Here is a 23,355-nt window from a genome sequence, read left to right as displayed (position 1 = left end):
TTGCGTGCGAGCTATGCCGGGGTCGCGTCGAGGGCGTGGCCCACGAGGGCCAGCAGCGACTCGACGACGGTGATCTTGTTACGCGCGTCCATGATCACAACAGGCACGTGCGGCGGGACAGTCAGGGCCTCCCGGACGTCCTCCGGCTCGAACCCCGGCGTTCCCTCGAAGTGGTTGACGGCAACGATGTACGGCAGGCTGCAGCTCTCGAAGTAGTCGAGTGCGGGGAAGCAGTCGGCGAGCCGCCGGGTGTCGGCGAGCACGACCGCGCCGATCGCGCCGCGCACCAGGTCGTCCCACATGAACCAGAAGCGCTGCTGGCCCGGTGTGCCGAACACGTACAGCACGAGGTCGTCGTCGAGCGTGAGCCGGCCGAAGTCCATCGCGACGGTCGTGGTGAGCTTGTCGGGCGTCGCGGAGAGATCGTCGGTCTCCTCGCTGGCCTGGGTCATCATCGCTTCGGTCTGCAGCGGGGTGATCTCGGAGACGGACCCCACGAAGGTCGTCTTGCCCACGCCGAACCCGCCCGCGACCACGATCTTCGTGGCGATGGGGGCCCTGGTGTGGTCCAACTGCCAGGCCTGCAGCGATTCTTCGGCCTGGTCCCTGGCTCCCGGCTGGCGCGGGGCGAAGAGCGGCGACTCAGAGACGGCGGAGTCCATTGAGCACCCTTTCGAGCAGTGCGCGGTCGGGCTGGCCGGTGCCGTGACCGGTCCCGTACACGCGGATCTTTCCCTGGTCGGCCAAGTCGCTGATCAGCACCCGGACGACGCCGAGCGGCATCTTCAGCAGTGCGGAGATCTCCGCGACCGTACGCATCCGGCGGCAGATCTCGACGATGGCCTGAAGCTCCGGCATGACCCGGGTGGACAGGTTGCCGTTGGTCAGCTCGCGGCGCTCCTCGGGCGCTTCGAGCGCGGCGACGAACGTCTCGACGAGCAGGACGTGGCCGAAGCGGGTACGACCGCCGGTGAGGGAGTACGGGCGGACCCGTGCGGGCCTTCGGTCGGACCCGCGGACGGGGAGCCTGCGGGCGGGTTCAGCAGCGGGCGTCACTGGGTGCTCTCCATCGATTTGCGCAATTCACTGCGGAGTTCGGGGGTGAGTACGTGTCCGGCTCGGCCGACGAAGAGCGCCATGTGGTACGCGATGACGCTCATGTCGCAGTCCGGGGTGGCGTGCACACCGAGCAGCGAGCCGTCGCTGATCGACATGACGAAGACGCTGCCCTCGTCCATGGCGACCATGGTCTGCTTGACGCCGCCGCCGTCCATCAGTTTGGCGGCGCCGACGGTGAGGCTGCCGATGCCGGAGACGATGGTGGCCAGGTCGGCGCTGGAGCCCCTGGGGCCGTCCTGCCGGCCGGTGGCCTCGTGGGTGATCAGATGGCCGGGGTCGGAGGAGAGCAGCATCAGTCCGTCGGACGAGACGACGGTGACCGAGTGGACCCCTGGCACCTCCTCCACCAGATTGCTCAGCAACCAGTGAAGATTCCGGGCTTCGGTACTCAGCCCGAATGTGCTGGGCGCAGTCAACTGCGTGCCTCCTCGACTGTGTCCCCCGTCTCATCGGTTCGGCCGTCGTTACGGTCGGCCGGGTCACTGGGCTCGGTATGTGCGGGGCGCCCGGCGTGTACCGCGGCCCCGGGGAACGGCTGGGTCGCCGTGATCTCGGCGATCTCCGCCTCGACGTCCCGGCGGCCGTTCTTCGCGCCCTGGTGGAAGCCGCCGAGCCGACGGCGCAGCGCCTCCTTGTCCAGGCTGCCCTTGCGCTCCGTGCCGGATTCCGTGGTGGGCTTGACGACCTTGGGGGTGCGCTTGGGCAGCCCCTTGTCCGTGATGCGCTCCTGCTGCTGGGGCTGCGGCTCCGCCTTGCGGGGGCCGGGCAGGGCGTCGGCGACGGGCGCGGGGGCCGGGGACTCGTCGGCGGTGCGCTCGTGGCGGTCGGGGCCGATGGCGTACGGGTCGGGAGCCCTGAACTCGGGGACGTCGGCGAACTCCGGCACCACCGGGAGCCGGACCTGCATCGTGGTCTCGGCCTCGGCCTCGGCGGCGGCCGGGGCGTTGTCCACCGTGTGCCCGGGGTCGGGAACGGGCTCGGAAACGGGCTCGGAGACCGGCTCGGAGACCGGCTCGGAAACGGCCGCCCCGGACTCGCGGATCGTCTGCTCGGCCGCGGCGATCAGCGGGTCGCCGGGCAGGGCGAGCGTGCGCGCCGGCAGCGCGTTGGAGTTGGCCTCGGCGACCGACCCCGGAAGGTTCAGCGCGGGCGTGTCGCCGGGGACCTTCAGCGGCGGCGGCGTGGCGGCCGGTGGCGCCTTCGGCAGCAGGGCCTGGGGCAGGACGACGACCGCTGTGACCCCGCTGCCGTTGTGGTCGCGCAGCTGGACGCGTACGCCGTGGCGCGCGGCCAGCAGCGAGGTGACCTGGAGGCCGAGCCCGGCACCGGACGCCGCCTTGTCGTCCCGTTCCCCCGCATCGAACAAGGTGGGGTCGCCGAGCCGGGTGTTGAGCTCGCTCATCCGTACGGCCGACATCCCGATGCCCTCGTCCTGGACGGAGAGCATCACCTCGCCCGTCTCCAGCAGCCAGCCGGAGAGCTGGACATGGGAGTCGGGCGGGGAGAAGGAGGTCGCGTTCTCCAGGAGTTCGGCGACGAGGTGGCTGAGGTCGTCGGCGGCGAAACCGGCGATCTGGGCGTGCGGCGGCAGGGACTGGATGGTGACCCGCTCGTACCGCTCGATCTCGGAGACGGCCGCGCGCAACACGTCGACCAGCGGGATCGGGCCCGCGTGCCCGTGCCCGTGCTCGGCGCCCGCGAGGACCAGCATGTTCTCGCTGTGCCGGCGCATGACCGTGGCCATGTGGTCGAGCTTGAAGAGGGTGGCCAGCCGCTCCGGGTCGTGCTCGCGCTCCTCCAGGTTCTCGATGACACCGAGCTGGCGCTCGACGAGGCCGAGGGTGCGCAGCGAGAGGTTGACGAAGGTGTGGTGGACCGTGTTCTTCAGCCGCTCCAGCTGGGCGGTGAGGTCGGACGCCATGACCTGGAGTTCGGCGCGCTGGAGGGTGAGCGCCTCGCGTCCGGCGATCAGCTCGCCGCGCTCGGTCTCCAGGCTCTCGAAGCGGCCGTTGAACTCGTGGAGCAGTCCGTGCAGCTTGCCGTGCAGGGCGTTGATGGACCGTACGACCTGGGCGAACTCGTCGTTGCGGCCGGTGTAGCGGACCGGTTCGGCGTTGTCGGGCTCGGCGACGAGGCGGGCGGCGCCGATCCGCAGGACGGCGAGCGGCTGGGTGAGGGTACGGGCCACGGCGGTGGAGACGCCGATGGCGATCAGCAGGCAGCCGCCGAGCAGCGCGATCCGCAGTTCGAGCGCGGTGACGTCGTCGTCGCGGAGCTGCTCCAGGTGCTGGACCTGTGCGGTGCCGAGGGCGGACTCGACGCCCCGCATCCGGTCGATCCGGGCGGAGAGGGCCGCCTCGGCCTTCTTGCTGCTGGTCCGCTGGTCGGACTCGGACAGCTCGGGGCGGTCGGTGAGGGAGTTGAGGTACTTCTCCGCGCTGTTGACCTCGGGCCCGGTGACGGTGGACGACAGCTTGTCGCGGGCGGTGGAGCCCGCGGCCTGGTCGAAGTCGGCGAGCGAGGCGAGTTCGCGGACCCGGGCCTGCTGGGCGGCTGCGCTCAGCTCGTCACGGGTGCGGTCGTCCTTGCTGCTGCCCTGGTCCTGGGTCTGGACGGGCAGTCCGGTGATCTGGTCGAACTGCGGGGTCGTGACCTTGCGGGGTACGGACAGCGCGGCGAGGAGCAGCCCGCGGGTGGCGGAGGCCTGCTCGGTGGCCCGGCCGAGAGCGAGCGGGGCGCGGGTGGCCTCGGCGGCGCGCGGCGGGGTCTTCTCGGCGAGTTCGTCGGCGAGGTCCTGGAGCTTGGCGATGACCTCGGAGTACGCCTGATGGGCGGCCAGCGCCGTGCCCTTGCCGCTGAGCGCGTCGCGGCGCAGGGAGGGGATGGTGGAGAGGTCGCGGCGCAGTGCGGCCGGGGCCGCGCCCCTGATCTCGTCCACCCGCTGGTCGACGCGGGCGCTCCGGCTGCCGGGGTCGCCCTTGCCCTCGCCCGCCGGGCCGGACTCCTCGTCACGGCCGGCCGCGATGTACGCGGTGACCTCGTCACGTTCGTCGGCGAGGGCGTGGGCCAGCGCGATGGCCTGCTGGTTCAGCTCGGCGAGGGTGACCAGCCGCTGCGAGTCGTTCAGGTCGGCGGAGGCACTGAGGGCCGCGGGCGCTCCCGCGGCGATGACGGTGATACCGACGACCGCGACACCGGCGACCAGCCGACTGCGTACGCGCACCGCGCGACGGGTGCCCTCGCTCTCGGCGGGTGCCGGAGGCGTCAGCCCGGAACCGCTGTGCCTACTGCCCTTGCTCCGAGGCCGCTTTTTCTGCACCGGTGCTCGCAATCTTGACTCGTCCGCCCTTGAAGCAGAGGTGACGCACGGTCACATATGAACGAGCGCCCCCGACCGCTGGTACGGCTTCTGACCATTCCAGTGCTTTTGAGAGGGGGGCGCGCATCAACCACTCCGCCACCTGAACGAGTGAACATCACTCCGGAGTTGACGAACAAGTCTCCCCTCGGGGCGCGCCCGGCACACCTGGCCCGTCGGCTGGAACTTCCGCCCGGGCTTTGGCAGGATGCCCGCCCGCATGCCGTACGGAGCCATTCCTTCCGCTCCTGGCATCCGCCTGACCTGCTGGTACAGGCCAACACCGGACCGTGCAGGGCTCGTGAAGGCGTCGTGCAGACTGGCTGTATGCGCATGGAACTCGCGACCGCCCCCGGCGCCCCCGACCGCCCGAACGAGGACTGGGCCGCGACCGCCCTGCCCGCTTCCGGCCAGGGCGGGACGCTGGTCCTGCTCGACGGAGTGACTCCGCCACCGGGTGACGACGGTTGTGTGCACTCGGTCCCCTGGTTCACCGCACGACTGGGTGGCTCGCTGGTCGAACTGTCTGGTTCGCGACGGGATCTGACCCTCCAGGAGATACTGGCCGAGTCCATCCGGCGCACCGCCGGCGCACACCGCTCCACGTGTGACCTTTCTCACGTGCGGACGCCGCAGGCAACGGTCGTCATGGCGCGCTGGGACGAACGCGAGGTCGAACACCTGGTGCTCTCCGATTCCGTACTGCTGCTCGAAGCTCCCGACGGGACCGTGCACCCCCTCCTCGACGACCGGCTGAACCGCCTGCCGCCGGGCTCGCTGGCCAGTGACGCGATCGCCGATGCCACGGTGCGGAACAAGGAGGGCGGCTTCTTCACGGCCGCCGCCGATCCCGCCGTGGCGGCCCGCGCGGTCACCGGACGCACCCCGCTCGACCGGGTGCGGGCGCTGGCCGCGATGACCGACGGGGCGGCCCGTTGGACGGAGATGTTCCGCAAGGGCGACTGGGCGGACTGCCTCGGGGTGCTCCACAAGGAGGGGACGCAGGGGCTGATCGACCGGGTCAGGGCACTTGAGGACGCGGACACGGAACGCACGTTTCTGCGCCGCGGCAAGACGCATGACGACGCGACGGCGGTCTACGCGCTGGTGTGACGGGGACGCAGCCGGGGAAAGGGACAGAGCCGGGGCCGGGCGTCAGTCCTCCGCGCGGGCGTTCAAGTGGTGCAGCAGCCGGGCCAGTTCGGCCACCTCGGCCCGGTCCCAGTCGGCGAGCTTGCGCACATAGCGGTCGCGGCGGGCGTCGCGGACGCTGCGGTAGCGGGCCAGCCCCTCGGCGGTGAGGTGGACGAGAGAGGCCCGGCCGTCGGCCGGATCGGGCTCGCGTGCCACCAGTCCGAGGTTCTCCAGGGCCCGCAGTTGACGGCTCATCGTCGCCTTGCCGACCCCGAAGTAGGCCGCGAGATCGGTGGCCCGCTGCTGCCCGGCCGACTCCAGCCGTACGAGAAGTCCGTAGGCGGCGGCCTCCAGTTCGGGGTGGACCTCGCGCGCCATTTCGCCGGAGTTGGCCCGCGCCCGGCGCAGAAAGACAGCCAACTCCCGTTCCAGGGCAAGGAATGCGTGGTCCACACCACTTTCTCCGGTCGCGCCGGGTTCACCAGTACTTTCGCTCCCGTGCACGTCAACACCCCTCATGAGCTTTCCTGCCGCTGAAAGTTTCTTTCACCGCCGGCCATCGCCGCAGCTCGGCCAGTATTTCGCAGGCGTAGACCAACGGCAGCGCCAAGGCCCCCTTCCGCAGCACGGGTCTACGTGCGTAGCGTCATGCATGGCATGTTCACACCATGTCATGCCGACAGGGGTACTCCCCGTGCCCCTGGGATCAGCACGTCCCCCCACCAAGGCCTCGGAGGCACTCACATGCCGGTGCTCAGATCCGCTTCCAGAACATCCCGTCGCCCGCGCTTCGCGGCCGCCGGGACTCTGCTCGCAGCCCTCTCCCTCCTCCTCACCCTGCCCGGCGCGGCGAGCGCCGCGGGCACCCACGACACCGCCGCGGCGGCCAAGAAGCCCGCCCGGGGCACGGCCACGATGGGCATGGGCGTCGTCGCCCATGACGGCCAGGGCGGACTGCCGAGCGAAACCCTCGCCGCCCAGACCGAAGGCGTCGACGTCTCCGGCTGGCAGGGCAACGTCGACTGGGCGACGCTCTGGAACAGCGGCGTGAAGTGGGCCTACACCAAGGCGACGGAGGGGACGTACTACACGAACCCCTACTTCGCCCAGCAGTACAACGGCTCGTACAACGTCGGCATGATCCGGGGCGCGTACCACTTCGCGACCCCCGACACCACGAGCGGCGCCACCCAGGCCAACTACTTCGTGGACCACGGGGGCGGCTGGTCGCGGGACGGCAAGACACTGCCCGGCGTCCTGGACATCGAGTGGAACCCGTACGGCGCCCAGTGCTATGGCAAGACCCAGGCCGGCATGGTGTCCTGGATCCGCGACTTCGTGAACACGTACAAGGCGCGCACCGGACGTGACGCGGTCATCTACACCGCGACCAGCTGGTGGCAGACCTGCACCGGCAACAACGCGGGCTTCGGCACCACCAACCCGCTGTGGGTGGCCCGCTACAACTCCACGGTCGGCGAACTCCCGGCCGGCTGGGGCTACTACACGATCTGGCAGTACACCTCGTCCGGCCCCTACGTCGGCGACCACAACCACTTCAACGGCGCCCTCGACCGCGTACAGGCGCTCGCCAACGGCTGAGCCCGCCCCGCCGCGCCCGCGCCGGTCACCCCCGTCGCACGGTAGAGCCCCCGGTGACGCACCCCCGTCACCGGGGGCTCTACCCTGTTCGCACTCCTGACCAGGAACTTCACCCTCCGAGCTGACACCGAAGCCCCTTATACACCCGGTGTATACCCCGTGTGTATAGTCCTTCCCTGCCGCACATCGCGTGCCTTGTTCAGCCACGGAGGAGTGACCCGCCTTGTCCATGAAGACGAAGTCGATCGGTACGGGGTTGGCCGCCGCCCTTGTGACGGCGCTCACCCTGACGCTGAGCGGCTGCTCCATGCAGACCACCGCGCCGGCCTCGGCGCGCGGCGACGCGGGCTCCGACGCCAAGGGCTCCTTCGGCCCGGTGGACTGCCGCAAGGCGAAGTGCATAGCGCTGACCTTCGACGCGGGACCGGGCGAGGACACCCCGCATCTGCTGGACATCCTCAAGGAGAAGAAGGTGCACGCGACCTTCTTCCTGCTCGGCAAGAACCACGTCAAGAAGTACCCCGACACCGTGCGCAGGCTCGCCGCCGAGGGACACGAGGTGGCCAACCACACCTGGACCCACCAGATCCTGACGGACAGGAAGCCCGCCGAGATACGCGCCGAGCTGGAGAAGACGCAGGACGCGATAGCGGAGATCACCGGCAGGAAGCCGCGTCTGATGCGCCCGCCGCAGGGCCGCACCGACGACACCGTCTCGGACATCAGCAAGGACCTGGGACTCTCCCAGGTCCTGTGGAGCGCCACCGCCAAGGACTACTCCACGAACGACTCGGCGCTGATCAAGAAGCGCATCCTGGACCAGGCGAGCAGGGACGGCGTCATCCTGCTGCACGACATCTACAAGGGGACGGTGCCCGCCGTGCCCGGCATCATCGACGCGCTGAAGAAGCAGGGCTACACCTTCGTCACCGTCCCGCAGCTGATGGCACCCGCCGAGCCGGTCCCGGGGACCATCTACCGCCCCTGATCCGCGCTTCCCGGCCGGATCCGTGCGGATGGAAGGCGGCAGACGCCCCGCCCCGGACCCGCACGGCCGGAACACGGGAACGGCCCGCCCACCCGTTGCCGGGAAGGCGGGCCGTCCGTACCGGTACGCACGTGGGGCCACGTCCGTCACGCCGTGGCCGCTACGCCGCGGCCGGGATCCTCTCCTCGGGCCTGGCCGCGGAGGCCGGGGCGAGGGCGATCTCCAGCACCTGGCGCACATCCGTCACGGGGTGGACCTCCAGGGTGTCCAGTACCTCGGCCGGGACGTCGTCCAGATCCGCCTCGTTCCGCTTCGGGATCACCACGGTCGTGATTCCGGCCCGGTGTGCGGCCAGCAGCTTCTGCTTCAGGCCGCCGATCGGCAACACCCGCCCTGTCAGCGAGACTTCACCGGTCATCGCCACATCCGTACGGACCAGCCGTCCGGAGAGCAGCGAGGCCAGCGCCGTCGTCATCGTGATGCCGGCGCTCGGGCCGTCCTTCGGGACCGCGCCCGCCGGGAAGTGGATGTGCACGCCGCGGTCCTTCAGATCCGCGACCGGCAGCTCCAGCTCCGCGCCGTGCGACCGCAGGAAGCTCAGCGCGATCTGCGCGGACTCCTTCATGACGTCGCCGAGCTGACCGGTGAGGGTCAGTCCGGACCCCCCGGTCTCCGCGTCGGCCAGCGACGCCTCCACGAACAGCACATCGCCGCCCGCACCGGTCACCGCGAGCCCGGTGGCCACGCCCGGCACCGCGGTGCGGCGCTCGGCCGGGTCCTGGGCGGACTCGGGGACGTGGTGCGGCCGTCCGACCAGACCGCGCAGCTCCGCCTCGGTGACCGTGAACGGAAGCTCCCGCTCGCCCAGTTCGTGCTGGGCCGCGACCTTGCGGAGCAGCCGGGCGACGGCCCGCTCCAGGTTCCGTACGCCCGCCTCGCGGGTGTACTCGCCGGCCAGCTTGCGCAGGGCGGACTCGTCGAGCGTCACCTCGTCCTTCGCCAGACCGGCCCGCTCCAGCTGACGCGGGAGCAGGTGGTCACGGGCGATGACGACCTTCTCGTCCTCGGTGTAGCCGTCGAGCCTGACCAGTTCCATCCGGTCGAGCAGCGCCTCCGGGATGGCTTCGAGCACATTGGCCGTGGCCAGGAAGACGACGTCGCTGAGGTCGAGTTCGACCTCCAGGTAGTGGTCGCGGAAGGTGTGGTTCTGCGCCGGGTCGAGGACTTCGAGCAGGGCGGCCGCCGGGTCGCCCCGGAAGTCGGAGCCGACCTTGTCGATCTCGTCGAGCAGGACGACCGGGTTCATCGAACCGGCCTCCTTGATGGCCCGGACGATACGTCCCGGCAGGGCGCCGACGTACGTACGCCGGTGGCCGCGGATCTCCGCCTCGTCCCGCACCCCGCCGAGCGCGACGCGGACGAACTTGCGGCCCATGGCGTGCGCGACGGATTCACCGAGCGAGGTCTTGCCCACGCCCGGAGGCCCCACCAGCGCCAGCACGGCACCGCCGCGCCGCCCGCCGACGACACCCAGGCCGCGGTCGGCACGCCGCTTGCGGACCGCCAGGTACTCGGTGATCCGCTCCTTCACGTCCTGCAGGCCGGCGTGCTCGGCGTCGAGGACCTGCTGGGCGCCGCGGATGTCGTACGCGTCCTCGGTCCGCTCCGTCCACGGCAGTTCGAGGACCGTGTCGAGCCAGGTCCTGATCCAGGAGCCCTCGGGGCTCTGGTCGGAGGAACGCTCCAGCTTGTCGACCTCCTTGAGCGCGGCCTCGCGGACGTGCTCGGGAAGGTCGGCGGCCTCGACGCGCGCCCGGTAGTCGTCGGACTCGTCCTCCGGGTCGCCGTTGAGCTCGGCAAGCTCCTTGCGTACGGCGTCGAGCTGGCGCCGCAGCAGGAATTCGCGCTGCTGCTTGTCGACGCCCTCCTGGACGTCCTTGGCGATGGACTCGGCGACGTCCTGCTCGGCGAGGTGTTCACCGAGCCACTGGATGGCGAGCTTCAGCCGGGCGACCGCGTCGACGGTCTCCAGGAGCTGCACCTTCTGGGCGGTGGTGAGGAAGGGTGAGTAACCGGAATTGTCGGCGAGCGCGGAGATGTCCTCGATCTGCTGGACCCGGTCCACGACCTGCCAGGCGCCGCGCTTCTTCAGCCAGCTGGTGGCGAGTGCCTTGTACTCCTTGACCAGCTCGGCGGCGGCCCCGGGGAGCGGATCGGGGACGGCCTCGTCGATCCGTGCCCCCTCCACCCAGAGCGCCCCGCCCGGTCCGCTGGTCCCGGCCCCGATCCGTACCCGGCCACGGCCGCGGATGAGCGCGCCCGGATCCCCGTCCGAAAGCCGTCCGACCTGTTCGACGGTGCCGATGACACCGGTGCCGGTGTACGTCCCGTCGACCCGTGGCACAAGCAGCACCTCGGGTTTGCCGCCGCCCTCGCGGGCTGCGGCCTGTGCGGCCTCCACGGCGGCGCGTACATCGGTGTCGGACAGGTCCAGAGGCACCACCATCCCGGGCAGCACGACCTCGTCGTCCAGCGGCAGCACGGGCAGGGCGAGCGGAGTGACCGCATTGGACTCGGTAGCCATGATCTCCCCTTCGGCAGTCAAGTTGAGTTATGAAGACTCAATGCTCATGAGCCGCTCATTGTTCCCCGGAGCATGTTCGCTGTGAGCGATCAACTGAACGCTGTGCGCACGCCCGGCAGGCCGGGTCCGGTCCTGCGTGCATGCACGCAGCGGTGATCCCTGCGCGCGTCCGTATTGATCCGTCCGAGCCCCGGGCGGCACCGGCCCTGCGCAGCAGTGGCCAGCAGGCCACACCGAGCAGCAGCGCCAGTGGATGCCCTCAGTTGGTGAGGGGGCTGCTGAGCTCGAACAGATCGCGCAGCAGCATCGCGCCGGCCCCACCGAGCACCAGCCCCCGCAGCCACGGCGTGAGCAGTCCGGCGAGCGCACCCACGCTCGCCATCAGCCCGAAGCTGATGCCGTAGTCGAGCCGGTGCAGCGAGGACTCCGGCAGATGACCGGCCACCACCGACAGCCCGACCGGGATCTCCGTGGCGAGCGTCGCCACGACATGACCGAGCAGGAACACCCCGGCGGTGCGCCATCCGCCGATGCGGCGTTCCAGCGCGGTCAGCACGAGAGCGAAGCCAAAGACGTACGGGGAGCTGAGCCCGCCGACGACCCACAGCGCGCTGGCGGCCAGGACGAGCAGCAGGGTATCGCCGAGGTGCGCGACATCCGTGCTCGATTCGCGCAGCACGGCGGAGACGGTGGCCGGATCGGCGTACTCCATGAAGAGGGACGTGGCGACGAGCACCAGCAGATACCCGAAGGTGAACGGGGTACCCAGGGGCGTCGGCAGCAGCCGCAGCCACCGGCGGGCCTCGCGGGTCTTGCGGGCCTCGCGGACCTCGCGGGTCTCGCGGGTCTCGCGGGCCGGAGGAGCGGCGCTCTCGCCCGTAAGGCGCTGACGCGGTATGGCGTCGGGCAGTGGCGCCGCGCGGTGCTCTTCCCGAACCGTCCTGTCCGTACCCTGATGCACCGCGTGAGGCCCCTTTCCGTACAAGCCCCCCGAAACAACGTCCCACCCTCCGTGATCGTCCCCCACGCCGTCCATGGCCTGAGCCACATGAGCGGCGTATGAACCGACCCGGGCCCGGTGCCCGATAGAGGGGTGTGAGTTTGTTGCGCCCCTCGGGGGAGGACCGAAATGACGACGACGCCCTGCTGCGCGCCGTCGCGCAGGGGGATACGGCGGCCCTGGCGACGCTCTACGACCGGCACGCGGGCTGGCTGCTCGCCCGGCTGAGCAGACGGTGCCCGGACCCCGAGACCGTACGGGAAGTCCTCCAGGACACCTTCGTGACCGCCTGGCGCTCCGCCGGTTCGCACCGCGGTGCGCGGATCGGCGGCTGGCTCTGGGTGATCGCCTCGCGCCGGCTGGTGGACGCCCAGCGGGTCCATGCCCGCACCGATCTCGCCGCACAGGCCGAGCGGGCCGGGAGCCAGGAGTGGGCGGCCGCGGTGCCGTCCGCCGAGGAGCGGGTGCTGGCCGGTCTGGAGTACGGGCATGTGGGGGCCGCACTCGACCGGATCTCGCCCGAGCTGCGCGAGGTCCTGCGCGCGACGGTCGTCGACGGACTCACGACCCGCGAGACGGCCCGGCTCCTCGGCATACCGGAAGGCACGGTCAAGACCCGGGCGATGCGGGCCAGACGCGAGCTGCGCGCCGCGCTGGAACTGCTGGCGCCGGAAGCCGGACCGCTGGGAGGCAGGGCATGACGACGGGAGGCGACGGCATGAGGAGAGGCAGCGGACTGCCCCACTGGCACGTGGGCGCCGAACTGGCCGGGCGGTACGCCGCCGGTTCGGCGGCGGAGACGGACGCCTGGTCCCTGGAGAAACACGTGGAGACGTGCGGGGGGTGCGCGGCACGGGTCTCTGCGGCGGTACGGGCGCGGCGGGAGTCGGCGGCACTGCTGGACGGGGTGCGGGCGGGAGTGCTGGCCGCGGTCGCGTCGGAGGTGCGTCCGGAGAGGAGGCATGTCCGGAGCGGCACGGACGTTCCTGGGCAGGGGCCCGCCCGGAGCGGCACGGACGTTCCTGGGCAGGGGCCCGCCCGGAGCGGCACGGACGTTCCTGGGCAGGGGCCCGCCCGGAGGGACACTGGCGTTCCGTGCAGGAGGCCCGCCCCGAACCGTCGCGTCCGCTTCCCCGCGTCCGCCTCCCGCACCGGGCGTCTGCTGTGGGCCGCCGGGCCCGCGCTGCGCGGTGCGTGGCTGCTGGCGCTGGTGCTGGTCGCCGTCGGGGCCCTCGCTCTGGCGTACGGGGCCGGGCTCGGCGCCGCCACGCGGCCGCTGCTCCTCGTCATCGCGCCGGTGCTGCCGCTCGCCGGGGTCGTCGTCTCCTACGGACGGCACTCGGACCCGATGCATGAGATCGCCGCCGCCACCCCGTCCGGCGGGCTCCGGCTGCTGCTGACCAGAACCGCCGCGGTGCTCGGCGCGAGCATTCCGGCGCTCACCCTCGCCGGGGCCGCGCTGCCCCCGTCCGCCGGCGGGCCGGGCCCGGCGGCCTGGCTGCTGCCGGGGCTGGCGATGACGCTGGCGGCGCTCGCCCTCGGTTCGTACGTCGGCTGCCGCAACGGCGCCTCGTCCGTCGCCGTGGCATGGGCGGCCGCCGTGCTCCTGCCCGCCTTCGCCACCTCCTCCGCGCCGGGGATCGCCACCCCGGCGGCCGAGGCCGCGCGGTACTTCGCGGGGCCCGCCGCACAGGGCGGCTGGGCGGCCGGGGCGCTGGGGTGCGCCGTGCTGCTCGTCGTACGCCGTAGATCTTTCGACCATCTGGAGACGTTGTGAGCGTGAACGCATGAGCGACACCACTGTCATGAGCACCGTCACGGTCAGGGGGCTGACCGTCCGGCACCGCAAAAAGGCCGCGCTCGACGCCGTCGATCTCGATTTCGCCCCCGGTGTGCACGGACTCCTCGGGCCGAACGGAGCGGGCAAGACCTCGCTGATCCGGGTGCTCGCGACGGTCGCCGCGCCGTCCGGCGGCCGGGTGGAGCTGTTCGGAAACGAGGTCGGCGCGAAGTCCGACCACCGCAGCCGCGCGGCGGTCCGGCGCAGGCTCGGCTACCTGCCGCAGGAGTTCGGGTACTACCCGGGCTTCACCGTCCGCGAGTTCGTCGCCTATGTGGCCTGGCTCAAGGAGATGGACGCGGCGACGGCCCCGGAGGCCGTGGAGCGCGCGGTGGACCGGGTGGGTCTGACCGACCGGATCGACGCGCGGGTGAAGACCCTGTCGGGCGGCATGGTGCGGCGCGTCGGCATCGCCCAGGCGATCGTCAACGATCCGGACCTGCTGCTGCTCGACGAACCGACCGCCGGTCTCGATCCCGAGCAGCGGGTCGAATTCCGGGCGCTGATACGGGAGCTGGGCAGGGCGTCCACCGTGATCGTCTCGACCCACCTGGTCGAGGACGTCGCCGCGGCCTGCACCGATGTGACGCTGATCGAGGCCGGGCGGATCGCGTACCGGGGCACGACGCGGGAGCTGACGGCGCTCGGCGGCGAGGACACCGGCGCGGGCGGGCCGGACGGCAACCCGATCGAGCGCGGCTACACCGCCGCGCTCCGGGCGCACCGGGCGGCGGTGGCGCACCGATGACCGGCTCCGGAACACCCGCACGCCGTCCGGCGCACACCGCGCTACTGGCCGAGCTCCGGCGCGGGATCGCCCCCTGGACCGGACTCGCGCTCGCCCTCACCGTCCTCGTTCCGCTGTGGGGCAAGGCGCCCCAGTGGCAGGGCAGCTGGGGAGAGACGCAGAACCAGCTGCACTCGGCGGCGGCGCTGCTCGGCGGTCCGCTGGTCGCCGCAGCGGCCTGTTGGCAGGGCGGCCGGGAGCACCGCCGCCGCACCGCCGAGCTGCTGCTCTCGGTGCCGCGCGGCCGGCTCGCGCAGGTGACGACGGCCGCGGCGCCGATCGTGCTGTGGGCGGCGGCCGGGTATCTGGTCGCGCTGGCCGCAGCGTTCGCGGCGACCGCCCCGTACACGGCGGCCGGCGGTCCCTCCGTCTCGGTCGTCGCCGCGGATCTCGGCTTCCTGATGTCCATCGGCTTCGTGGGCTTCGTCGTCGGCAGGCTGGTGCGCTGGCGGCTGATCGCTCCGGTGTCGGCGGTGTGCGCGTACGTCGTCCTGGGGTTCCCGGGCTATCTGGACTCGTCGGCCCGATTCCTGAGCCCGGCACAGGAGGTCTTCCTGGACAGATCCGTACCGGTGTGGTGGTTCGCCCCGGTTCTGGTGACGTGGACGGGCGGTATCGCCGTCGCCGTGCTGCTCGGGTACGCGGCGCGGCGCCGCCACCTGGCCGTTGTTCCCCTCGCCCTGGCGATCACGGCCGCAACGGTGATCGCGCACACGGGCGAGGACCTGTTCCGGGAGGATCCGGCCGTGGCACGCAGCGTCTGCACGAAGGCCGCCCCCGGCACGCCGCAGATCTGCGTGAGAGCCGTCGACGCCCCGGTGCTCCCCCAGGCGTCCGAGGCGTTGCGGGGGATGTTCACGCGGTTGGAGGGAGTCCCGGGCGCACCGGTCAGATACGTGGACAACGGGACCGCCCCGAAGGACGGCGAAGCCGCTCTCGCACACGTGGGGCGTGGCTGGGGCATCACCCGGAATCGGCTGACCGATCCCCACCGGTACGTCCAGGAGACCGCCCTCGGTCTGGTGAACCGTGACTGCCCGGCCGGCCCGGACGAGAAGGGCCGGAAGGAGGGTGAGCAGATGGCACGCACGGCTGACGCGGTCATCAGCTGGCTGAGCGGCGAGGACTCGCTGTGGAATCCGGACTCGCGCCATCTCGCCCGCCTCAAGGCCATGCCGGACGCCGAGCGCAAGGTCTGGCTCGGCCGTTACCTGGCCGTCCCGGCGGACTGCACGTCCGCGGAGGTCCCGGTCCTGTGAGCCATCGACCGATCCACTCCGCACCGCCCGTCCCCGTCCTCTATATCCGCTCCCGCGCCCTCCCCCTCACCGCCGTCGCCCTGGCCGGCATCGTTCTCGTGGCCGCAGGTGCGGCCCACTGGCTGGAAACCAGGCCGTACTTCGACCACACCGCCCGCATCCCGGTCGTCGTACTGGCCCCGCTGCTCGCCTCCGCCGCGATCGGCACCAGCCTGCACGCGCACAGCGACGAGCTGGACCGGACCGGCGTACGCCGGTGGTGGCCGCGCCGGCTGCTGCATCTGCTGGTCCTGACCGTGCTGACGACCGGGGCGCTCGCGCTGGCGGTCCCGGGGCACCCGGAGGCGTTCGGCGGGCCGGCCATGGTGCGCAACGCGCTCGGCGCGACCGGGGTGGCCGTGGCCTCCGCCGCGCTGATCGGTGCCCGGCTGAGCTGGCTGCCGATGACGGTCTACGGCGGTGCCGTCTATCTGGCGGCACCCCACACCCCCGGCGGCGCGGCGGCGGTGTGGGCCTGGCCGATGCAGCCGGGCCCGCAGGCCGGGGCGTGGATGGTGGCCCTGACGGCGTACGCGGTCGGGGCGGCCCTCCTCGCGGTGCGCGGCGCACGCCCGGAGGGCGCGTAACGCGCGACGTCGCACGCCCCAGGACAGACGGGAACGGATCGGGCGGATCCGGCAATCCGCTGGCCTCCGGCCGCGCCGACCGGCCAGGATGGCGGGGACCCCGTCCATACAACCGCATCCGTCATCCACCGGAGACCCGCACCATGCCCGAAATCCATGGCCCCGCGTTCCACAGCCCCGTGATCCACGGCCTCGACACCCTCGCCCCCGTCACGCTCGACCGCCGGGAAGGCCCGTACGGCGAGGTCGTCCTGCGGGAGCGGGGTGACGGCTTCGAGATCATCGCCAACGGATGCTTCCTCATGGACACCTCGGACGGGCGGTCGGAGCGGCTGCTGATCGACGCGGCGCTGGCCGCGCTGCCCGCGGGCCGGACGGCGCCGGCGGTGCTCATCGGAGGGCTCGGCGTCGGGTTCTCGCTCGTGCGGGCCGCCACCGAGCCGCGGTGGGGGCGGATCACCGTCGTCGAGCGGGAGCAGGCGGTCGTGGACTGGCACCGGGAGGGGCCGCTGGCGAGGATCTCCGGTGCGGCGCTCGCCGATCCGCGGACCGCGGTCCTGACGACGGATCTCGTCGCGTATCTGCGCACGACTACGGACCGTTACGACGCCCTGTGCCTGGACATCGACAACGGGCCGGACTGGACCGTCACCGAGGACAACACGAGCCTGTACTCCCCCGCCGGTCTGGCGGACTGCCGGGAGCGGCTGACGCCGGGCGGCGTTCTCGCGGTCTGGTCCGCACAACCGTCCGCCGACTTCGAACAAAGCCTGCGGAATGCCGGATTCGGTGGGGTACGGACCGAAGAGATCCGTGTTGCCCGAGGTGTTCCCGACGTGGTGCATCTCGCAGTTCGGACAGACTGAGAGCCCCCACCGGGTATCCACGGCCCCCGGACGCCCGGGGCCAAGCGCCACAAGGCCGACACTCCGCCACTTCGTCGCACCCAAGCCGTTACACCCTGCGTAGCCGAGAGCAGTCCGCTGCCTTTACGCTGCTGACCGGTGACGGGATCACCCATGACATCCACAAGCGAAGACCGTGCGTCCGGGGGAATGGCCCCCGTGAGAACGGGCAGGGGCGGGGCGATGGAACAGACACACACCACCCACAACGGTGTCGCGGCCACCCCGGGCGCGCAGCGCCGGGTGCTGGTGGTCGAGGACGACGTCACGATCGTCGATGCCATTGCCGCCCGGCTGCGGGCCGAGGGCTTTCTGGTGCAGACCGCACTCGACGGGCCCGCGGCCGTGGACGCGGCCGAGGCGTGGCAGCCCGATCTGATGGTGCTCGACATCATGCTCCCCGGCTTCGACGGCCTGGAGGTCTGCCGCCGCGTGCAGGCCCAGCGGCCGGTGCCGGTGCTGATGCTGACCGCCAGGGACGACGAGACCGACATGCTGGTCGGCCTCGGGGTCGGCGCCGACGACTACATGACCAAGCCGTTCTCGATGCGCGAGCTGGCGGCCCGGGTGCATGTCCTGCTGCGCCGGGTCGAGCGTGCGGCGCTGGCCGCGGTCACTCCGCGCAGCGGCATACTGCGCCTCGGTGAGCTGGAGATCGATCACGCGCAGCGCCGGGTCCGGGTGCGCGCCGACGACGTCCACCTGACGCCGACCGAGTTCGATCTGCTGGTCTGCCTGGCCAATACGCCGCGCGCGGTGCTCTCCCGGGAGCAGCTGCTGGCCGAGGTCTGGGACTGGGCGGACGCCTCCGGCACCCGTACCGTCGACAGCCACATCAAGGCGCTGCGCCGGAAGATCGGTGCGGAGCGGATCCGTACCGTGCACGGTGTCGGCTACGCCCTGGAGACCCCGGCGCCATGACCCGGCCCGGTTCCGGACTGCGTCCTTTTTCGGTCAAGGCCAAACTGGGCACGCTCGTGGTGGTCTCGGTGTTCATCACCACCGGGCTGCTGATGGTGGCCCTGCGTACCAGGACGGAGCTGCGCTTCATCACGGTGTTCTCGGTGATCGCGACCCTGCTGATCACCCAGTTCGTGGCGCACGGCCTGACGGCGCCGCTGGACGAGATGACGACCGTGGCCCGGTCGATATCGCACGGCGACTACACCAGACGGGTGAGCGGCGCCGGCCGGCGTGACGAGCTCGGCGACCTGGCCCAGACGATCAACCTCATGGCGGACGACCTGGAGGCCGTGGACCGGCACCGCAAGGAGCTGGTGGCCAATGTGTCCCATGAGCTGCGGACACCCATCGCGGCGCTGAGAGCCGTGCTGGAGAACGTCGTGGACGGGGTGTCCTCGGCCGATCCGGAGACCATGCGCACGGCCCTGAAGCAGACCGAGCGGCTCGGCAGGCTGGTGGAGACGCTGCTGGACCTGTCCCGTCTGGACAGCGGTGTGGTCACGCTGAAGGCCCGCCGTTTCGAGGTGTGGCCGTATCTCTCGGGCGTGCTGAAGGAGGCGAACCTCGCCGCCTCGCACCGCCGGCTGCCCTCCGGTTCCGGGAACCACACCCGCAAGGACGTCCATCTGCATCTGGACGTGTCACCGCCCGAGCTGACCGCGCACGCGGACGCGGAACGGCTGCACCAGGTGGTGGCCAACCTCGTCGACAACGCCGTCAAGCACAGCCCGCCGCACGGCCGGGTCACCGTCCTGGCCCGGCGTGGGGCGGGGCCGGAGTCCCTGGCGCTGGAGGTCCTGGACGAGGGTCCGGGCATTCCGGAGTCCGAGCGGCACCGGGTCTTCGAGCGCTTCAACCGCGGCGAGGTGCCGTCCCCGCACGGTCCCGGCAGCGACGGCGGTACGGGCCTGGGCCTGGCGATCGCCCGCTGGGCGGTGGATCTGCACGGCGGCCGCATCGGTGTGGCCGAATCCGCACGCGGCTGCCGCATCCAGGTCACTCTTCCGGGGATCCCGCAACCGCGAGGTTGACATAGGGTTCGAACCGGAAGGGCACGTTCTGCGTGTTCTCTTTCAGGGGTACGGTCCAAGGGGCCGTAGCTTCGGCCCTGCGTACCCGAAGTGCAGCGGAACCATGCTTGTTTCCCGCCAATTCCTGCGCCGAAACCCGCCTTCCGATGTGACTTGCACGACGAAGACCGGCCCGGCCTGCATGGAACGGCTGGGGAGGCGTAGCCTTGATTTCCGCTGTCCATCACCTTGTGAAGCGGAAGAGGGCGGTTGCCGCCGTGTCGTCTCAGTCCCCCAGTAACTCGAGCATCTCGACCGACCAAGCCAGCCCGGGTTCCGACCCGGCTGCGGCCTTCGGCCCCAATGAGTGGCTCGTCGACGAGATCTACCAGCAGTACCTCCAGGACCCCAATTCGGTCGATCGCGCCTGGTGGGACTTCTTCGCCGACTACAAGCCGGGTACGTCCGGCACGGCGGACAAGCCCGTTCCCGGCGCCGCAGCCGCGGGGGCTGCGGTGACCCCGGCCCCGGCCGCCACCGCACCGACCACCACACTCCAGGCCCCTCCGGCGCAGGCCCCGGCTCCGGCCGCGCAGGCCCCGGCGCCCGCGGCTCCGGCGCCCGCGGCTCCGGCGCCCGCACAGGCCGCTCCCGCCGTCGCTGCCCCGGCAGCACCGGCGAAGGCCGCGCCGGCCGCGAAGCCCGCCGAGGCCCCGGTGAAGGCTGCGGCGGCTCCGGCCACCGAGGCACCGGCCGGCCCGGAGTACGTGACGCTGCGCGGCCCGTCGGCCGCCGTCGCGAAGAACATGAACGCCTCGCTGGAGCTGCCGACGGCCACGTCCGTCCGCGCCGTTCCGGTGAAGCTGCTCTTCGACAACCGCATCGTCATCAACAACCACCTCAAGCGCGCCCGCGGCGGGAAGATCTCCTTCACGCACCTCATCGGGTACGCGATGGTGCAGGCCCTCAAGGCCATGCCGGCGATGAACCACTCCTTCGCGGTGAAGGACGGCAAGCCGACCCTGGTCAAGCCGGAGCACGTCAACCTCGGTCTGGCCATCGACCTGGTGAAGCCGAACGGCGACCGCCAGCTGGTCGTCGCGGCCATCAAGAAGGCCGAGACGCTCAACTTCTTCGAGTTCTGGCAGGCCTACGAGGACATCGTCCGCCGCGCCCGCAACGGCAAGCTCGGCATGGACGACTTCACCGGAGTCACCGCCTCGCTGACCAACCCCGGCGGCATCGGCACCGTGCACTCCGTGCCCCGCCTGATGCCCGGCCAGGGCCTCATCATGGGCGTCGGCGCGATGGACTACCCCGCCGAGTTCCAGGGCACCTCCCAGGACACCCTGAACAAGCTGGGCATCTCCAAGGTCATGACGCTGACCTCGACGTACGACCACCGGGTCATCCAGGGCGCCGCCTCCGGCGAGTTCCTGCGGATCGTCGCCCAGCTCCTGCTCGGCGAGAACGAGTTCTACGACGAGATCTTCAAGTCGCTGCGCATCCCGTACGAGCCGGTCCGCTGGCTCACGGACATCGACGCCTCGCACGACAACGACGTGACCAAGGCCGCGCGGGTCTTCGAGCTGATCCACTCCTACCGGGTCCGCGGCCACGTCATGGCCGACACCGACCCGCTGGAGTACCGCCAGCGCAAGCACCCCGACCTGGACATCACCGAGCACGGCCTCACCCTGTGGGACCTGGAGCGGGACTTCGCGGTCGGCGGTTTCGCCGGCAAGTCGATGATGAAGCTCCGCGACATCCTCGGTGTGCTGCGTGAGTCGTACTGCCGCACCACCGGCATCGAGTTCATGCACATCCAGGACCCGAAGCAGCGCAAGTGGCTCCAGGACCGGGTGGAGCGCTCGCGCGCCCAGCAGCCCGAGCGCGAGGAGCAGCTGCGCATCCTGCGCCGGCTGAACGCCGCCGAGGCGTTCGAGACGTTCCTGCAGACCAAGTACGTCGGCCAGAAGCGGTTCTCGCTGGAGGGCGGCGAGTCCGTCATCCCGCTGCTCGACGCGGTCATCGACTCCGCCGCCGAGGCCCGCCTCGACGAGGTCGTCATCGGCATGGCCCACCGCGGCCGGCTGAACGTGCTGGCGAACATCGTCGGCAAGTCGTACGCGCAGATCTTCCGCGAGTTCGAGGGCAACCTCGACCCCCGGTCGATGCACGGCTCCGGCGACGTGAAGTACCACCTGGGCGCCGAGGGCACCTTCACCGGTCTGGACGGCGAGCAGATCAAGGTCTCGCTGGCCGCCAACCCCTCGCACCTGGAGGCGGTCGACCCGGTCCTGGAGGGCATCGCCCGCGCCAAGCAGGACATCATCAACAAGGGCGGCACGGACTTCACCGTCCTGCCCGTCGCGCTCCACGGCGACGCGGCCTTCGCGGGCCAGGGCGTCGTCGCCGAGACGCTCAACATGTCGCAGCTGCGCGGCTACCGCACCGGCGGCACGGTCCACGTGGTGATCAACAACCAGGTCGGCTTCACCGCCGCCCCGGAGTCCTCGCGCTCCTCGATGTACGCCACCGACGTGGCGCGCATGATCGAGGCGCCGATCATCCACGTCAACGGCGACGACCCCGAGGCCGTCGTCCGGGTCGCCCGGCTCGCCTTCGAGTTCCGGCAGGCGTTCAACAAGGACGTCGTGATCGACCTCATCTGCTACCGCCGCCGCGGTCACAACGAGGGCGACAACCCGGAGTTCACCAACCCGCAGATGTACACGCTGATCGACAAGAAGCGCTCGGTGCGCAAGCTCTACACCGAGTCCCTCATCGGTCGCGGCGACATCACGCTGGAAGAGGCCGAGCAGGCGCTCCAGGACTTCCAGGGCCAGCTGGAGAAGGTCTTCGCGGAGGTCCGTGAGGCCACCTCGCTGCCCGCTCCGACGCACACCCCCGAGGTCCAGCCCGAGTTCCCGGTCGCCGTGACCACCGCGGTCTCCCAGGAGGTCGTGAAGGTCATCGCGGAGTCCCAGGTCAGCATCCCCGACCGGATCACCGTCCACCCCCGCCTGATGCCGCAGATGCAGCGTCGCGCGACCTCGGTGGAGAACGGCACGATCGACTGGGGCATGGGCGAGACCCTGGCCATCGGTTCGCTGCTGATGGAGGGCACCCCGGTCCGGCTCGCCGGCCAGGACACCCGCCGCGGCACCTTCGGCCAGCGCCACGCGGTCCTCGTCGACCAGGTGACCGGCGAGGACTACACCCCGCTGCTCTACCTCGCCGACGACCAGGCCCGCTACAACGTCTACGACTCGCTGCTCAGCGAGTACGCGGCGATGGGCTTCGAGTACGGCTACTCGCTGGCCCGTCCGGAGTCGCTGGTCATCTGGGAGGCCCAGTTCGGTGACTTCGTCAACGGCGCGCAGACCGTCGTCGACGAGTTCATCTCCTCGGCCGAGCAGAAGTGGGGCCAGACCTCCGGCGTCACGCTGCTGCTGCCGCACGGCTACGAGGGCCAGGGCCCGGACCACTCGTCCGCCCGCCCGGAGCGCTTCCTCACGCTCTGCGCGCAGAACAACATGACGGTCGCCATGCCGACCCTGCCGTCGAACTACTTCCACCTCCTGCGGTGGCAGGTGCACAACCCGCACCACAAGCCGCTGATCGTCTTCACCCCGAAGTCGATGCTCCGCCTCAAGGCGGCCGCGTCGAAGGTGGAGGAGTTCACCACCGGCGGCTTCCGCCCGGTGATCGGCGACGACTCGGTGAACGCGAACGACGTCCGCAAGGTCGTCTTCTGCGCCGGCAAGGTCTACTACGACCTGGAGGCCGAGCGTACGAAGCGCGGCGACACGGACACGGCGATCATCCGCCTGGAGCGCCTGTACCCGCTGCCGGGTGCCGAGCTGCAGGCCGAGATCGCCAAGTACCCGAACGCCGAGAAGTACCTCTGGACCCAGGAGGAGCCGGCCAACCAGGGTGCCTGGCCGTTCATCGCCCTGAACCTGATCGACCACCTGGACCTGGCCGTCGGCGCCGACGTCCCGCACGGTGAGCGCCTGCGCCGCATCTCGCGGCCGCACAGCTCGTCCCCGGCGGTCGGCTCGGCCAAGCGCCACCAGGCCGAGCAGGCCCAGCTGGTCGCCGAGGTCTTCGACGCCTGACCGGTCGCCGTACGCACGAACCCGAAGGGCCCGCTCCCGCGAGATGATCGCGGGAG

The 23,355-nt window shown here is 71.1% G+C and carries 19 protein-coding genes; 12 read left to right on the top strand and 7 right to left on the bottom strand.

Features of this window, described 5'->3' with window-relative positions; genetic code table 11:
* Positions 1-11: 11 nt before the first annotated feature.
* Genes ACFVV1_RS03025 through ACFVV1_RS03010 form a run of 4 tightly spaced genes read right to left on the bottom strand, consistent with a single transcriptional unit; the run spans position 12 to position 4,438 of the window.
* Positions 12-662: an ATP/GTP-binding protein gene (locus tag ACFVV1_RS03025; RefSeq protein WP_389983485.1), complete on the bottom strand. Its 651-nt coding sequence runs from the start codon at positions 660-662 to the stop codon at positions 12-14.
* Positions 643-1,056 (bottom strand): DUF742 domain-containing protein, encoded by a 414-nt coding sequence (locus tag ACFVV1_RS03020; protein WP_383755846.1) that lies wholly within the window; start codon positions 1,054-1,056, stop codon positions 643-645. The genes ACFVV1_RS03025 and ACFVV1_RS03020 overlap by 20 nt, the downstream gene beginning before the upstream one ends.
* Complete coding sequence (locus ACFVV1_RS03015) at positions 1,053-1,535, bottom strand: roadblock/LC7 domain-containing protein (protein WP_389983482.1); 483 nt, start codon at positions 1,533-1,535, stop codon at positions 1,053-1,055. The genes ACFVV1_RS03020 and ACFVV1_RS03015 overlap by 4 nt, the downstream gene beginning before the upstream one ends.
* Positions 1,532-4,438 (bottom strand): nitrate- and nitrite sensing domain-containing protein, encoded by a 2,907-nt coding sequence (locus ACFVV1_RS03010; protein WP_389983480.1) that lies wholly within the window; start codon positions 4,436-4,438, stop codon positions 1,532-1,534. The genes ACFVV1_RS03015 and ACFVV1_RS03010 overlap by 4 nt, the downstream gene beginning before the upstream one ends.
* A gap of 366 nt (positions 4,439-4,804) precedes the next feature.
* Here ACFVV1_RS03010 and ACFVV1_RS03005 point away from each other — a divergent pair, with 366 nt between their 5' ends.
* Positions 4,805-5,590, top strand: coding sequence for a hypothetical protein (locus ACFVV1_RS03005; protein ID WP_389983477.1), 786 nt, complete (start codon positions 4,805-4,807; stop codon positions 5,588-5,590).
* Between the two features lie 42 nt (positions 5,591-5,632).
* Here ACFVV1_RS03005 and ACFVV1_RS03000 read toward each other — a convergent pair whose 3' ends face one another.
* Positions 5,633-6,130, bottom strand: a complete 498-nt coding sequence (locus tag ACFVV1_RS03000; protein WP_389983474.1) for a MarR family winged helix-turn-helix transcriptional regulator — start codon at positions 6,128-6,130, stop codon at positions 5,633-5,635.
* 225 nt (positions 6,131-6,355) lie between these two features.
* On the opposite strand from ACFVV1_RS03000, the gene ACFVV1_RS02995 reads away from it, so the two are divergent.
* A complete protein-coding gene (locus tag ACFVV1_RS02995; protein ID WP_389983471.1) occupies positions 6,356-7,213 on the top strand; it encodes a lysozyme in 858 nt (285 codons plus the stop codon).
* A gap of 229 nt (positions 7,214-7,442) precedes the next feature.
* Positions 7,443-8,201, top strand: a complete 759-nt coding sequence (locus ACFVV1_RS02990) for a polysaccharide deacetylase family protein (protein WP_389983941.1) — start codon at positions 7,443-7,445, stop codon at positions 8,199-8,201.
* 160 nt (positions 8,202-8,361) lie between these two features.
* On the opposite strand, the gene lon is transcribed toward ACFVV1_RS02990, so the two are convergent.
* The gene (gene lon / locus ACFVV1_RS02985; protein ID WP_389983468.1) at positions 8,362-10,785 is read right to left on the bottom strand and encodes an endopeptidase La; all 2,424 of its coding nucleotides are present in this window, start codon (positions 10,783-10,785) and stop codon (positions 8,362-8,364) included.
* A 259-nt stretch (positions 10,786-11,044) separates the two neighbouring features.
* Entirely contained in the window at positions 11,045-11,746 is a 702-nt protein-coding gene (locus ACFVV1_RS02980; protein ID WP_389983465.1) for a rhomboid-like protein, read from the bottom strand.
* 134 nt (positions 11,747-11,880) lie between these two features.
* On the opposite strand from ACFVV1_RS02980, the gene ACFVV1_RS02975 reads away from it, so the two are divergent.
* From ACFVV1_RS02975 to ACFVV1_RS02935, 9 genes are all read left to right on the top strand, one after another.
* Positions 11,881-12,486, top strand: coding sequence for an RNA polymerase sigma factor (locus ACFVV1_RS02975; protein WP_389983462.1), 606 nt, complete (start codon positions 11,881-11,883; stop codon positions 12,484-12,486).
* Entirely contained in the window at positions 12,483-13,562 is a 1,080-nt protein-coding gene (locus tag ACFVV1_RS02970) for a zf-HC2 domain-containing protein (RefSeq protein WP_389983460.1), read from the top strand. Before ACFVV1_RS02975 ends, ACFVV1_RS02970 begins: the two co-directional genes overlap by 4 nt.
* 10 nt (positions 13,563-13,572) lie before the next feature.
* On the top strand, positions 13,573-14,373 hold the full coding sequence (locus ACFVV1_RS02965; RefSeq protein ID WP_389983457.1) for an ABC transporter ATP-binding protein: 801 nt from the start codon (positions 13,573-13,575) through the stop codon (positions 14,371-14,373).
* Positions 14,370-15,671: a hypothetical protein gene (locus tag ACFVV1_RS02960; RefSeq protein ID WP_389983454.1), complete on the top strand. Its 1,302-nt coding sequence runs from the start codon at positions 14,370-14,372 to the stop codon at positions 15,669-15,671. The genes ACFVV1_RS02965 and ACFVV1_RS02960 overlap by 4 nt, the downstream gene beginning before the upstream one ends.
* Positions 15,668-16,297 carry a hypothetical protein gene (locus ACFVV1_RS02955; protein WP_389983451.1) on the top strand — a complete coding sequence of 210 codons (630 nt, stop codon included), beginning with the start codon at positions 15,668-15,670 and terminating at the stop codon, positions 16,295-16,297. The genes ACFVV1_RS02960 and ACFVV1_RS02955 overlap by 4 nt, the downstream gene beginning before the upstream one ends.
* 143 nt (positions 16,298-16,440) lie before the next feature.
* Positions 16,441-17,163 (top strand): spermidine synthase, encoded by a 723-nt coding sequence (locus ACFVV1_RS02950; protein ID WP_389983448.1) that lies wholly within the window; start codon positions 16,441-16,443, stop codon positions 17,161-17,163.
* 222 nt (positions 17,164-17,385) lie between these two features.
* Positions 17,386-18,123 carry a response regulator transcription factor gene (locus ACFVV1_RS02945; RefSeq protein WP_383755825.1) on the top strand — a complete coding sequence of 246 codons (738 nt, stop codon included), beginning with the start codon at positions 17,386-17,388 and terminating at the stop codon, positions 18,121-18,123.
* Positions 18,120-19,196, top strand: coding sequence for an ATP-binding protein (locus tag ACFVV1_RS02940; RefSeq protein WP_389983445.1), 1,077 nt, complete (start codon positions 18,120-18,122; stop codon positions 19,194-19,196). The genes ACFVV1_RS02945 and ACFVV1_RS02940 overlap by 4 nt, the downstream gene beginning before the upstream one ends.
* Positions 19,197-19,453: 257 nt before the next feature.
* The gene (locus ACFVV1_RS02935) at positions 19,454-23,299 is read left to right on the top strand and encodes a multifunctional oxoglutarate decarboxylase/oxoglutarate dehydrogenase thiamine pyrophosphate-binding subunit/dihydrolipoyllysine-residue succinyltransferase subunit (protein ID WP_389983442.1); all 3,846 of its coding nucleotides are present in this window, start codon (positions 19,454-19,456) and stop codon (positions 23,297-23,299) included.
* Positions 23,300-23,355: the final 56 nt, after the last annotated feature.

Source organism: Streptomyces sp. NPDC058092 (genome assembly GCF_042884935.1).
Taxonomy (GTDB): domain Bacteria; phylum Actinomycetota; class Actinomycetes; order Streptomycetales; family Streptomycetaceae; genus Streptomyces.
This window is presented reverse-complemented; position numbering and strand designations above follow the sequence as displayed.